This window comes from Kocuria tytonis (assembly GCF_003226895.2).
GTDB classification, from domain to species: Bacteria; Actinomycetota; Actinomycetes; order Actinomycetales; family Micrococcaceae; genus Kocuria; species Kocuria tytonis.
In genome coordinates, this window is sequence record NZ_PNJG02000002.1 from 718,262 (window position 1) to 730,730 (window position 12,469).

11 protein-coding genes are annotated in these 12,469 nt (G+C 73.1%); 5 read left to right on the forward strand and 6 right to left on the reverse strand.

Annotated features, from left to right (window positions below):
* Nucleotides 1-82: 82 nt before the first annotated feature.
* The 4 genes from C1C97_RS09150 to C1C97_RS09165 are packed head-to-tail and all read right to left on the reverse strand — an operon-like array spanning nt 83 to nt 5,266.
* Entirely contained in the window at nt 83-733 is a 651-nt protein-coding gene (locus C1C97_RS09150) for a GntR family transcriptional regulator (RefSeq protein ID WP_121031380.1), read from the reverse strand.
* Nucleotides 730-2,484, reverse strand: coding sequence for an acetyl/propionyl/methylcrotonyl-CoA carboxylase subunit alpha (locus C1C97_RS09155; protein ID WP_121031381.1), 1,755 nt, complete (start codon nt 2,482-2,484; stop codon nt 730-732). The genes C1C97_RS09150 and C1C97_RS09155 overlap by 4 nt, the downstream gene beginning before the upstream one ends.
* Nucleotides 2,481-4,511 carry a 5-oxoprolinase subunit B/C family protein gene (locus tag C1C97_RS09160; protein WP_121031383.1) on the reverse strand — a complete coding sequence of 677 codons (2,031 nt, stop codon included), beginning with the start codon at nt 4,509-4,511 and terminating at the stop codon, nt 2,481-2,483. Before C1C97_RS09160 ends, C1C97_RS09155 begins: the two co-directional genes overlap by 4 nt.
* Entirely contained in the window at nt 4,508-5,266 is a 759-nt protein-coding gene (locus C1C97_RS09165; protein WP_121031385.1) for a LamB/YcsF family protein, read from the reverse strand. The genes C1C97_RS09160 and C1C97_RS09165 overlap by 4 nt, the downstream gene beginning before the upstream one ends.
* Nucleotides 5,267-5,445: 179 nt before the next feature.
* On the opposite strand from C1C97_RS09165, the gene C1C97_RS09170 reads away from it, so the two are divergent.
* The 3 genes from C1C97_RS09170 (at nt 5,446) to C1C97_RS09180 (ending at nt 8,041) form a co-directional block, all read left to right on the forward strand.
* Nucleotides 5,446-6,621: an LLM class flavin-dependent oxidoreductase gene (locus C1C97_RS09170; protein WP_110920919.1), complete on the forward strand. Its 1,176-nt coding sequence runs from the start codon at nt 5,446-5,448 to the stop codon at nt 6,619-6,621.
* A gap of 77 nt (nt 6,622-6,698) precedes the next feature.
* Nucleotides 6,699-7,373 (forward strand): CE1759 family FMN reductase, encoded by a 675-nt coding sequence (locus tag C1C97_RS09175; protein WP_110920920.1) that lies wholly within the window; start codon nt 6,699-6,701, stop codon nt 7,371-7,373.
* A 200-nt stretch (nt 7,374-7,573) separates the two neighbouring features.
* Nucleotides 7,574-8,041 (forward strand): MarR family winged helix-turn-helix transcriptional regulator, encoded by a 468-nt coding sequence (locus C1C97_RS09180; protein ID WP_121031387.1) that lies wholly within the window; start codon nt 7,574-7,576, stop codon nt 8,039-8,041.
* A 21-nt stretch (nt 8,042-8,062) separates the two neighbouring features.
* Here the strand turns inward: C1C97_RS09180 and C1C97_RS09185 are convergent, their stop codons facing one another.
* A complete protein-coding gene (locus C1C97_RS09185; protein ID WP_121031390.1) occupies nt 8,063-8,560 on the reverse strand; it encodes a GNAT family N-acetyltransferase in 498 nt (165 codons plus the stop codon).
* Between the two features lie 188 nt (nt 8,561-8,748).
* Between C1C97_RS09185 and C1C97_RS09190 the strand changes: the two genes are divergently transcribed.
* Nucleotides 8,749-9,165, forward strand: a complete 417-nt coding sequence (locus C1C97_RS09190) for a YdeI/OmpD-associated family protein (RefSeq protein WP_110920059.1) — start codon at nt 8,749-8,751, stop codon at nt 9,163-9,165.
* A 163-nt stretch (nt 9,166-9,328) separates the two neighbouring features.
* Here C1C97_RS09190 and C1C97_RS09195 read toward each other — a convergent pair whose 3' ends face one another.
* The gene (locus C1C97_RS09195; RefSeq protein WP_121031392.1) at nt 9,329-10,576 is read right to left on the reverse strand and encodes a serine hydrolase domain-containing protein; all 1,248 of its coding nucleotides are present in this window, start codon (nt 10,574-10,576) and stop codon (nt 9,329-9,331) included.
* 313 nt (nt 10,577-10,889) lie between these two features.
* Between C1C97_RS09195 and C1C97_RS09200 the strand changes: the two genes are divergently transcribed.
* Complete coding sequence (locus tag C1C97_RS09200; RefSeq protein WP_121031394.1) at nt 10,890-12,449, forward strand: amino acid permease; 1,560 nt, start codon at nt 10,890-10,892, stop codon at nt 12,447-12,449.
* Nucleotides 12,450-12,469 lie beyond the last annotated feature (20 nt).

A 12,469-nucleotide genomic window follows, 5' to 3' on the forward strand; every position in this document is an offset into this window, starting at 1 on the left:
CGCGCCCGTCCCGGCTCCACAGGGGCGCTCGTCGGACTGGTTTCCGGGACACCGGGTGCCGCGAGCCCCTGCCGGTCCGGGATCAGCCCAGCCGGTGCAGCAGCTCGTCCCGCGCGGCCGTGAGCGAGTCGCGGAGGAGCTGCGCGGCTCGTTCCCCGGCGCCGTCCTCGAGTGCGGCCAGCACCTCGGCGTTGCGCACCGCGTAGCGGGCGTGGAACTGCGGGTCCTCGGCCATCATGTGGAACACCAGCCGCATCCGCGCCAGCACCCGGTCCATCCCCGAGAGCAGGGACGCCGAGCCCGGCGCGGACACCAGTGTCCGGTGGAAGTCCTGGTTGGCGTCGGCCATCACGGCCACGTCCCCCGTGCGCTTCGCGTCCAGCGCCGCGCAGACGATCTCGCGCAACCGGCCCAGGAGCGCATCGTCCATCTCGCCCCACAGCACCGCACCCGACTCGATGATGCGCCGGGCCGCATACAGGTCCCTGACGTCCGCCGCGGACGGTTCCGTGACGAACACGCCCCGGTGCGGGATGCGCACCACGAGGGTCTCCGCGGCGAGCGTCGTGAAGGATTCGCGCAGCGTGTTGCGTGAGATTCCGAGGGTTCGGGCCACAGACTCCTCGGAGAGCTTGGCCCCCGGGGGCAGCTCGCCGTCCGAGATCATGGCGCGCAGCCGGGTGGCCGCGTGGACGCTCGCCTGGGCGTCGTCGTGGGTCTGCGGGGTACTCATGCGATCTCTCCCAGTGACTGGCCCCTGCTCACGGTGTCCCCCTCGGCCACGTCCGCGCGGCCCAGTGTTCCCGCCCGGTGGGCCCGCACGGGTGTCTCCATCTTCATGGCCTCGACGACCAGCACGGACTGGCCCTTCTCCACGGCTTCGCCGTCTTCGGCGAGCCACGTGACCACGGTGCCGTTCATGGGGGCGGCCAGGGTCGCCTCCGCCTCGGGCGACGACGCCGCCGGCGCCCCGGCCCGGTCCGCCGCCCCGTTCCCAGCGGCCTCGGCCGCACCGCCGCGCAGCAGGGCGCGGGCGAGGTCACCGGGCAGTCCCACCCGGACCGCGCGCCCGTCCAGCTCCACGGTGAACGTCTCCCGCTCGCCCGCCCCGGGCGCGAGGTACGGGGACGCCTCCAGGTCCCGGGTGAGCTCGTCCTCGATCCAGGTGGTGTAGACCCCGAGCTCCTCCGGAGAGGTGAAGGCGGGCTCCTCCAGGACGGCGCGGTGGAACGGGACCACGGTGGGCAGTCCGCGGATCGTGAGCTCCCGCAGTGCGGCCCGGGACCGGGTGACGGCCTGCTGCCGGTCCTCGCCCCACACGATCAGCTTGGCCAGCAGGGAGTCGTACTCCGCGGGGACCACGGAGCCGGAGCGGACGCCGGTGTCCACGCGCACACCCGCGCCCGTGGGGGCCTCGAACACCGCCACGGTGCCGGGCGTGGGCAGGAACCCCAGTGCGGGGTCCTCCGCGTTGAGCCGGAACTCCAGGGCGTGGCCGTGCGGGGCGGGGTCCGCCGTGACACTGAGCGGCAGGCCCTGGGCCACCCGGAACTGCTCGCGCACCAGGTCCACGCCCGCGGTCAGCTCCGTGACGGGGTGCTCCACCTGCAACCGGGTGTTGACCTCCAGGAAGGAGATCAGCCCGTCCGGGGCCACGAGGTACTCCACGGTGCCCGCGCCGGTGTACCCGGCCTCGCGGCAGATGGCCCGGGCGGACTCGTGCAGGGTGGTGCGCTGCTCCTCGGTGAGGAACGGCGCCGGGGCCTCCTCCACGAGCTTCTGGTGCCGGCGCTGCAGCGAGCAGTCCCGGGTGCCCATGACCACCACGTTGCCGTGGGTGTCCGCGACCACCTGGGCCTCCACGTGGCGTGGCCGGCCCAGGAAGCGCTCCACGAAGCACTCGCCGCGGCCGAACGCCGCGGTGGCCTCGCGGACCGCGGCGTCGAACGCGGGTTCCACCTCGGCCGGTTCCCGGGCGATGCGCATGCCGCGCCCGCCGCCACCGAACGCCGCCTTGATGGCGAGGGGCAGCCCGTGCTCCTCGGCGAACGCCCGGGCCGCCGCGGCGTCGGCCACGGGACCGTCCGTGCCGGGCACGAGCGGGGCGCCCGCTCGCACGGCGATCTCCCGGGCGGTGACCTTGTTGCCGAGTGCCTCGATCACGTCCGCCGACGGGCCGATCCAGGTGAGTCCGGCATCGACCACCGCGCGCGCGAAGTCCGCGTTCTCGGACAGGAAGCCGTAGCCGGGGTGGACGGCGTCCGCGCCGGAGCGTTCAGCCACCGCGAGCACCGCGGGGATGTTGAGGTAGGTCTCCGCGGAGGAAGAGCCCTCCAGGGCGTATGCCTCATCGGCCATGTGCACGTGGAAGGCGTCAGCGTCCGGTGCGGAGTACACGGCCACCGAGGTGAGCCCGGCATCCGCGCAGGCGCGTGCCACGCGCACGGCGATCTCCCCACGGTTGGCGATCAGGACCTTCTTCATGCGGTGTCTCCCGGGGTCGTGTGCTCGGCGGAGTTCGCTGCCGGTGCGGTGGGTGGGGTGGGGCGGTCCCGGGGCGGCGTCCCACGGTGCGAGCCGGGCGGCGTCGCGGTGGCGGCGTTCCCGACGGGCCGGAAGCGGACCTCGGCCCCGGGTGCGAGCTGCGCGGCGAGCGGGAGGTCCTCGGGGAGCACCACGGCGATCACGGGGTAGCCCCCGGTCACGGGATGGTCCGCGAGGAACAGCACCGGCGCGCCGGAGTGGGGGACCTGCAGGGACCCGATGGCCACGCCCTCGCTCGCCGGTTCGTCGGTGCGGGAGCGCTCCAGGGAGGTGCCGTCCTGCGGGGCCTCCAGGCGGACGCCCACGCGGTTGGAATCGCCGGAGACCCGCCAGGACTGCTGTTCCAGCGCCTCGCGGGAACCGGGGGTGAACCAGTCGTCACGCGGGCCGAGCAGGATGCGCAGCTCTGTGGGGTCACCCGCCCCGGGCACGTCCACCTCCGGGTCCTCACGCAGGCCCACGGTGTGGCCCACGGGGACCCGCCGCACGGGCAGCTCGTCCCCTGCGGCCACCGGCAGCGGACCGATCCCCGACATCACGTCCGTGGCGCGGCTGCCCAGCACCTCGGGGACGTCGATCCCGCCGCGCACGGCCACGTAGCTGCGCAGCCCGGCGGAGGGGGCATCCAGGGTGAGGTGCTCACCGTCGTAGAGGGCGAACGGGGCGCAGAACGGGACGGGGCGGGTGTGTGACTCCGCGGGGAGGTCGTCGGGGCGCGAGCGCGGTGCCGCGTCACCGTGCCCTTCGGCGCTCGGGGCCGAGCGGGGCTCCTCCACAGCAGACGGGTGGCCCGGCACCGGCGCGGACCGTGCAGGATCCCGCCCCTCGGACCTCGTGACGGCCTCCCGGGCGTCGTCCCCGACGGGTGTCGTGATCGTCCCCGTGACGGGCGCGCCGCCCAGGGCGAGCACGTGGTGGCCGCGGGCCGTGAGACCCAGCCCGCCCAGGGTGACCTCCAGGACGGCGGCCCCGGGGTGGTTGCCCACCAGGCGGTTCGCCTGCACGGCGGACACCCGGTCCGCGGCGCCCGACGTCACGACCCCCAGGTCTCCGAGCCCGGGGCGGCCGAGGTCCTGCACGAGGGTCTGCATGCCGGACTCGGCCACGGTGAGGCCGAACACCGTCCGCGCCCCGGGGGCTGTCCCTCGCCCCTCCGGGAGGTCCGGCGTGGCGCGGGTCGCGTGGGCGGTCTCGTCCGCGGGCGGCGCGGGCTCCTCGTGGACTGAGCCGCCCGGTTCGGGGGCGCTCGTGGTGCCCGCGCTCTGCGGGTCGCGGCGGTCCTTCCCGGGCGCGCCCACGGGTGCCGCGGCGTCGTCGGCCAGGGGGACCAGCTCCCGGACCGCCCGGTAGCGCACGGTGTCCCCGGGACGGATCAGCACGGGGGGCTCCCGGAACTCGTCCCACAGCACCGCGTCCGTGCGCCCGATCAGCTGCCAGCCCCCGGGGGAGCGCCGCGGGTAGATCGCGGAGTACGTGCCGGCCAGTCCCACGGCGCCCGCGGGGACGGCGGTGCGGGGGGAGGTGCGGCGGGGCACGTCCAGGGGGTCGTCCGCCGCGGTGAGGTACACGAAACCGGGGGCGAAGCCGCCGAACGCGGACGTCCACGCGGCACCCGTGTGGGCCTCGACCACGCCCTGCTCGCTCAGTCCGGTGACCCGCGCGACCTCCGCGAGGTCCGCGCCGTCGTAGACCACGGGGATCTCCACGGTCCTGCCGGTCGTCCCATCGGACGCCGCCGGTCGGAGACTGCCGACGGCGCTCGCGGCCTCCCGTGCGGCCCGCGCCCCCGAGAAGACCACCAGCACGGTGCGGGCGGCGGCGATGACATCCACCTGACCCGGGAGCGGGTGGTCCGCGAGGTGGGCGTGCCACCGCACGACCTCGGGGAGCTCCCCGCAGTCGAGCAGGAACGCCTCGGTCCCGGCCCAGCGCAGCTCAGGGGGCCGGGTGGGGTGGGACGCGTTCACGCGAAGGACCGGACGGTGATCCCGGCGGCTTCGAGACCGGCGCGGACCTCGGTGGCCATGGCGGCGGATCCGGGGGTGTCCCCGTGCACGCAGATGCTCTCCGCCCGGATGCGCACGGTGGAGCCGTCCACGGCGGTGAGGGTCCCGTCCTCGCACAGCCGGATCATGCGCTCGGTGACCTGCGCGGCGTCGTGCAGCACGGCACCGGGTTCGCGGCGGGAGACCAGCCGGCCCTCGGGAGTGTAGCCGCGGTCCGCGAAGGCCTCGGTGACCGTGCGCAGCTCCGCGCGCTCGGCCCGCCGCGCGGCCACGGAACCGGGCAGCAGGAGCAGGGGGAGGTCACCGCCGAACGCCTTCACGGCGTCCACCACGGCCTGGGCATGGGCTTCGTGGTGGACGATCGTGTTGTACAGCGCACCGTGCGGCTTCACGTAGCGCACCGTGGTTCCCGCGCCGCGGGCCATCGCCTCCAGTGCGCCCATCTGGTACAGCACGTCGTCCGCCAGTTCTGTGGGGGAGCAGTCCAGGAAGCGGCGTCCGAAGCCCGCGAGGTCGCGGTAGGCCACGTGGGCGCCCACGGTGACGCCGGCGGCCGCGGCAGCCCGGCAGGTCTGCGCCATCACGGAGGGGTCGCCGGCGTGGAACCCGCAGGCCACGTTGGCGCTGGAGACAGAACGGAGGATGGCGGCGTCGTCACCCATGCTCCAGCTGCCGAACGACTCGCCCACGTCGCTGTTCAGATCCATGACCGTCATGCGTGACCTCCGTCTCACTGCTGTGACTCCCCAGCATGCCCGATGCGGGCCGGATTGTTCAACAATCCGCTCGGGAATAACCCCGGACGGCACCGCATTACACAGGTAATTCAAATTTGAAGCAAAAAGGCGGGGTCGGAACATGCCCCGCGACGAGGAGTCGGACGAAGGAGACCAGCATGCAACTCGGAGTCTTCACCATCGGGGACGTCACCCAGGACCCCACCACGGGCCGCACGCCCACGGAGAACGAGCGGATCAGGGCCACCGTGGCGATCGCCCGCAAGGCGGAGGAGCTGGGGATGGACGTGTTCGCCACCGGCCAGCACCACAACCCGCCGTTCGTCGCACCCGCCAACCCGCCCGTGCTGATGGCGGCGGTCGCGGCGCAGACCGAGCGGATCCAGCTGTCCACGGCCACCACCCTGATCACCACCACGGATCCCGTGCGGATCGCGGAGGACTACGCGTACGTCCAGCACCTCGCGGACGGGCGGGTGGACCTGACCATGGGCCGCGGCAACACCGGCCCCGTCTACCCGTGGTTCGGCAAGGACATCCGCCAGGGCATCCCGCTGGCCGTGGAGAACTACCAGCTGCTGCACCGGCTGTGGCGCGAGGAGGACGTGAACTTCTCCGGGCGCTTCCGCACACCGCTGCAGGGGTTCACGGCCACCCCGCGTCCGCTCGACGGGGTCCCGCCGTTCGTGTGGCACGGCTCCATCCGCTCCCCGGAGATCCCGGAGCAGGCCGCGTTCTACGGTGACGGGTTCTTCCACAACAACATCTTCTGGAACACGGAGCACACCGGGCGCATGGTGGACTTCTACCGGCAGCGCTACGAGTACTACGGCCACGGCTCCGCGGACCAGGCGATCGTGGGTCTGGGGGGTCAGGTGTTCATGGCGAAGAACTCGCAGGACGCGGTGCGGCGGTTCCGCCCGTACTTCGACAACGCCCCGGTCTACGGCCACGGCCCCTCCCTGGAGGAGTTCACGGCCCAGACCCCGCTGACCGTGGGCTCGCCCCAGCAGGTCATCGAGCGCACCCTGTCCTTCCGGGAGTACGCGGGCGACCACCAGCGCCAGCTGTTCCTGGTGGACCACGCGGGTCTGCCGATCAAGACCGTCCTGGAGCAGATGGACATGCTCGGGGAGGAGGTCTTCCCCGTGCTGCGCCGGGAGTTCGACGCCGCCCGGCCCGCCCACGTGCCGGACGCCCCCACCCACACGTCCCTCGTGGCGCGCCACCGGGCGGGGCAGGACCCCGTCCCCGGTGGCGGTCCGGACTCACGGGCCGCCAAGGACCGCGTCGCCAAGGCGCGGGTCACCGCCACGCAGGACGCCACGGCGTAGCGCGGCCGGCCCCGGTTCGCCGAGCGCGTGCCCCGTGCCATGACGACGTGCAGCACAGAGCAGTCAGGAGAAACATCATGACCGAGCAACAGAGGATCGCGGTGGTGACCGCGGGACTGTCCGAGGACGCCTCCACCACGCGGCTGGCGCGGGCGGTCGCGCGGGCCGCGAACGACGTCGTCGTCCGGGGCGGGCACTCCGCGCCGGAGGTGCGGCTGGTGACCCTGCGGGACATCGCCCACGGGATCACGGACGCCGCGCTCACCGGCATGGCGCCCGCCGCGGTGCAGGACGCGCTGGACGCGGTGCTCACCGCGGACGCGCTGATCGCGGCCACGCCCACCTACAAGGCGAGCTACTCGGGGCTGTTCAAGGCGTTCTTCGACCTCTTCGACGAGGGCGCCCTGGAGAACCTGCCCACCGTGGTGGCCGCGACCGGCGGGACCCCGCGGCACTCCCTGGTGCTGGACACCGCCCTGCTGCCGCTCATGAGCCACCTCAAGGCGCTCGCCCTGCCCATCGGCGTCTATGCCGCCACGGAGGACTGGGCGGACGCGTCCCTGCAGGCGCGCATCGAGCGGGCCGGGGCGGCGCTCGCCGGGATGCTCGGTGCAGGTGCAGGTGCAGGTGCCACTGCCAAGGGTCGGGGCGTGGCGGCGGCGTCCGCTGCGAGGCGGCCCGTGCGGGAGGTGCGCGACGAGTTCGCCACCGTGCCGGACTTCGCCGACCTGCTGGCCTCGGTGCAACGATGAGCACTGTGCCCGAGCCGCCACGTGATCCCGCAGCCTCACAGGGGGCCCGACCGCAGGACCCACGGCCCCAGGACGCACCACTTCACGACGCCTTGCCCGAGGCTGCTGTGCGCCAGGACGGAGCATCTCTGGACGAGCCGCCCGGGGACGCGGCGAGGCAGGCCGCTGCGCCCCAGGCGGCTGGTCCGGCAGCATCCGGCATGTCCCCGGCGGAAACCGGGGGAGCGTCCCGCGCTCCCGACCGCTGGGACACGTGGCAGCTCTACTTCGAGACCACCGCGCGCCTGACGTCGCGGATCGAGGAGCGGCTCAAGGCCCACGGCTGCTCGCTCATGGAGTACCAGCTGCTCCTGCTGCTCCACGGGGCCCCCGAGCACTGTCTGCGCATGGGCGAGCTGGCCCGTCGGCTGGTGTTCTCGCCGTCCCGGCTGAACTACCAGGTGAAGGTGCTGGGGGAGCGGGGCTGGGTGCAGCGGCGTCGTGCCCGCGGGGACGGGCGCGGCTGGGAAGCCGTGCTCACCGCGAACGGCGCGCAGGCGTTCCGCCGCCTGCGCCCCGCCCACGCGCGGGACGTGGAGGAGCTGTTCTTCGCGTCGCTCACGGCGGACGACGTCGCCCGGCTGGGGGATCTCATGGGGCGTCTGGCGCGGGGGATGGGGGAGGGGTAGGCCGGTGCCCGGCTCAGAGCCTCAGCCGATCCAGTAGCGGCGGGTCGGGCGGCCGGCGTCGTCCACCACGACGTCCTCCAGCACCCCGCCGCAGGATTCGATGGTGGCGCAGGACGCCGCGTTGTCGTCGGCGCACGTCACGAGCACCCGCTCGACACCCGCTGCGTGCAACCGCGCCACCGGCTGCCGCAGGATCTCCGTGGCGTAGCCGCGGCGGCGGAACTCGGGGCCCACGGCGTACCCCACGTGTCCCCCCACTCGGCGGAGGTGGTCGGTGAGGTCGTAGCGGATGGACGTCCGGCCCACGATCCGCCCGTCGACCTCCGCGAGCAGGAAGTCCGCCCGAACCCTGTCCGGCGGCAGGTCCGTCCCGCGGGCGGCGCGTTCCACGGCGTCCAGGAACTCGGGCCACGTGCCCTCGTCCAGGACGAAGGAGAAGTCGTCGCGGCGCAGCTGCTCGTGCAGTGCGCGGACCGCGGACTCGTCCTCGGGTGCGGGGTATCGCAGCGTCAGGTCCATGGGCCCATGGTGGCACGGGTTCTACGCCGGGGGCGGACCCGGCGAACCGTGTTCCGATCCCCGCCTGAGCTGTCGGATCTCGGCGCGGGGGTGTAGACCGGAGGGCAACCGGGGGGCCCGAGCCGTCACGCACCCCGGATCCTCGTCACACGGGCCACCACCGGCCGTGCCGTGCAAGGAGACCCACCATGACCGAACCACCCAGGACCACGACGTCGCCCGCCGCCGCCCGCGCGTCCGTCACCGTGGCGCGCGGGGGCGTCGCCCCCGCAACCGTTGCCTCCGAATCAGTTGCCCCCGACGCCGCTCCGAGAACCTCCGCATCCGATGGATCCGGCCCCGGCGCTCCCGACCTTCCCGGGGGCGTGGTCCACGACCTGCCCGCGGACCTCGCGGGTGCCCTGCTGGCGGATCCCACCACGGCCGAGCTGTGGCGCGGGCTCACCCCGCTGGGTCGCAACGAGTTCGTGTGCTGGGTGGCGGATGCCAAAAAGCCCGAGACCCGCGCCCGTCGCATCCGCCGCACCGGGGAGGAGCTGCACGAGGGCAGGCGCCGCCCGTGCTGCTGGCCCGGGTGCAGGCACCGGGAGCGCACGGGCCGCTGAACTTGGGCGCGGCCCGAGAACCGTCACTGCGCTGCACCACGACACCCCCGCACGTCCGGGACGGCCCGGGCGCGCGGGGGTGTCGTGGTGTCCTGCGGTTCGGCCGCGGCCCGGCCGGCCGCGCACGGCGGCACGCGGCGGCGTCGGGCGCAGACCGCCGGGGCTACAGCCGGAAGAACCCCGCCCCACCGGCGGCGGACCCGAGCCCGGGTGCGGGCACCGGCGCGCTCCCGGCCGGGCACGTGGCTCTGAACCCCGCCACGAGCACGGCGTTCATGTCCGGGTCCGGGCCGGTCTCCACATAGGGCCGGCCCGTGAAGGCCAGCGCCACCCGCCGGGACGCGTCCCGCGTGGTGAAGGAGACGGAGAGGGTGCCGAACCCGGCGCCGTCGTGCCCGATGAGTGTCTCGGGGGCACCCGCGGCGGTGCGGCACGGGCCGGTGATCAGGTAGAGCCCGTACCCGTAGCGCCGGGCCGCGGCAGCGCCCACGGGGGTGACCATCGCGTCCACGAGGTCCTTGCGCAGCAGCTCGCCGCGCATGAGCGCACCCGTGAAGTTCGTGACGTCCTCGGCCGTGGCGTACACGCCCCCGGCCCCGGAGAAGATGGACGGATTGACCCTGGGCAGGGGCGCGAGGCCCGCGGAGAACCGCCCGTAGGGCAGCAGGTAGCGGCCGCGGACCAGGGTGGACTCCTCCAGGCGCGAGTGGTGCATCCCGGCGGGCTTGAACACGCGGTCGCGGATCAGGTCCTGGATCCGGGAACCGGTGGCGGCCTCGAGCATGAGGGACAGCACCACGTACCCGGCGTTGGAGTAGGACCAGCCGGTGCCGGGCTCGAACTCCCACGGCAGGCTCCGGCTCAGCTGCACCAGCTCCTCCTCGGAGTGGTAGGGGACCACGGCGCGCTCCAGGTCCTGAACCGTCCACGTGTACCAGGGGGTCTCGGGGAGCAGCCGGTAGAGCCCGTCCGGCATGCCGGAGGTGTGGTTCATGAGCTGCGAGACCGTCACCGCACCCCGTCCGGGGTAGAGCCCGGGGGTGACCTGGTCGATCGTGGTCCGAAGCGTCCACTGGCCGGCCTCGATGCGCTGCATCACGAGCGTGGCGATCATGGCCTTGGTGATGGAGGCGATGCGCGCCCGGTCCTGGGGCTTTGCGCCGTCCTTCTGCAGATCGCGCCTGCCCACGGCCGTGAGGTAGCTGCCCCGCGGACCCACCACGGAGGCGGTGACGCCCACGGCGCCGTCGCGGAGCATGGCCGCCAGAGCGGCGTCGACGGGCCCGGTGTCGAACCCGGCCTTCCAGGGCGGGGCGGCCGCCGCGGTGGTCATCAGGGCGGGTGTGGCGAGCGCGGCCACGGCGGTGCCCAGGAAGAGCTGCCGGCGGCTGGGGTGAACGGTGGGGTTCATGTCATCTCCTTCGATGTGATCCACAACATACTGAACGCCCGGTCGGCGCGCCAGACCCGACCCCGCCGCGACCTGCGGTGACGTCTCGTCCGCGGGCCCCGGACCCGCGGCCACCTCCCACGCGCGAGGGTCCCGGAGCGGGTGCGGACGGCATCGCTGCGACGCGGGTGCGGGGCCGCTCACGGGTGGGACGGCGAACGGGCGGTGTGCCGCAGGTTACGAACGGGTGGTGGAGCGCCTAGGCTTCCCCTGTGCACTTCGCGCGCCCTCGGCGGAGTGCTCCTTCCCCGGTACCGACCAAAGGTGTACTCGCATGGCCTCGCACCCCTCCGACCCCACGCCGTCCGGCGGCGTGGAGACGCGCAACCAGTTCGTCGCCGAGCAGGAGGGGTACAGCAAGGGACTCACCGCACGCCAGATCAACATGATCGCGATCGGCAGCTCGATCGGCACGGGCTTGTTCCTGGGCGCCGGCGGAGGGCTGGCGGACGCCGGGCCCGCCCTGTTCCTGCTGTACGCCGTGGCAGGGTTCTTCGGGTACCTGATCCTGCGCCAGCTGGGCGAGCTGGTCATGCACCGGCCGTCCTCCGGGTCCTTCGTCTCCTACACCCGCGAGTTCTACGGGGAGAAGGGGGCCTACTTCGTGGGGTGGATGTACTGGCTCTCGTGGGCATCCACCACCGTGGTGGACGCCACCGCCATGGCCATCTACATCAAGTGGTTCGGCCAGTACAGCCAGTTCGTGGCGGAGCTGCCCCAGTGGCTGCTGGCCGCTGTGGTGCTGGTCGTGGTGATGGCCACCAACCTCATCTCGGTGAAGGTCTTCGGGGAGATGGAGTTCTGGTTCGCGGTCATCAAGGTCTCCGCGCTGGTGATCTTCCTGATCGTGGGGATCGTCTTCGTGATCTTCGGGACCCCCACGGGAGCACCCACGGGCTTCTCGCTGATCACCGGGAACGGCGGGATCTTCCCCGGCGGTCTACTGCCCGCGCTCGTGGTGTCCCAGGGCGTGGTCTTCGCGTACTCCGGCATCGAGCTCGTGGGCATCACGGCCGGTGAGACCGAGAACCCGCGCCAGACCATTCCCAAGGCCATCAACACCGTGATCCTGCGCATCGCCCTGTTCTACGTGGGCTCCATCCTGCTGCTCACCATGCTGCTGCCGTACACGGCCTACTCCGCGGACGAGTCCCCGTTCGTCACGTTCTTCGGCTCCATCGGGATCGACGGCATCGGGCCCATCATGCAGCTCGTGGTCATCACCGCGGCACTGTCCTCCCTGAACGGCGGGCTGTACTCCACCGGGCGCATCGTGCACTCCATGGCCATGGCCGGGTCCGCGCCCAAGTTCACCGGGAAGATGACCCGATCCGGCGTGCCCGCCGGCGGCATCATGCTCACGGTGGGTGTGGGCGCCCTGGGCGTGATCCTGAACTACTTCGTCCCGGAGGAGGCGTTCAGCATCGTGCTGAACATCTCCGCGATCGGCATCCTGGTGGGCTGGGCCGCCATCACCCTGCCCCACCAGAAGTTCGTGCGGCTCGCGCGCCAGGGGCTCTACCAGCGCCCCGCGTACCGCGCCCCCTTTGCGCCCTACACGAACTGGCTCACCATGGTCTTCCTGGTGGGGGTGATGGTCCTCGTGGCCTTCGACTACCCGCTGGGCACGTGGACCATGGCCTCGATGCTCGTGGTGGCTCCCATCCTGGTTATCGGGTGGTTCATGGTGCGCCACCGCGTCCGGGCCATCGCGGCGGAGCGCCAGGGGTACACGGGCGCGTTCCCCGTGGTCGTGGAGCCCCCGGTGGCCCAGGAGGAACGGCGCCGCGCGGCCCGGCGGGCGGACCGCTCCGGTCCCCCGCAGAACCGGTGACGCGCGCTCGCGCCGAACCG